The sequence below is a fragment of the Pseudomonas sp. DE0010 genome, assembly GCF_007680745.1.
Taxonomy (GTDB): Bacteria; Pseudomonadota; Gammaproteobacteria; order Pseudomonadales; family Pseudomonadaceae; genus Aquipseudomonas; species Aquipseudomonas parafulva_B.
Genome location: NZ_VEJQ01000210.1, coordinates 1 through 269 on the forward strand (window position 1 = coordinate 1; position 269 = coordinate 269).

The window sequence follows — 269 nt, forward strand, 5'->3', positions numbered from 1 at the left end:
GGTGCTTTTGCCCCCTCTCCCTCGGGGAGAGGGTTGGGGTGAGGGCGGGTCCAGAGCCACCGTCGATAGCCAAAGGCAATCGATGTCCGGGGGCTGAACTGGTCATTTTTTGTGCTATTCTTCGCGCCCTCCTAAAAACCCCCCTTTCCCGGAAGCTGCCATGCAAGCCGCCACGCCGCTGTTCGACTATCCGAAATACTGGGCCGAGTGCTTTGGTCCTGCACCCTTCCTGCCCATGAGTCGGGCGGAGATGGAGCAACTCGGCTGGG

The 269-nt window shown here is 61.3% G+C and carries 1 protein-coding gene; it reads left to right on the top strand.

What is annotated here, in order from left to right; genetic code table 11:
* Positions 1–160 precede the first annotated feature (160 nt).
* On the top strand, positions 161–269 hold a 109-nt coding region (locus tag FS767_RS23625; protein WP_371921611.1), incomplete at its 3' end, for a hypothetical protein.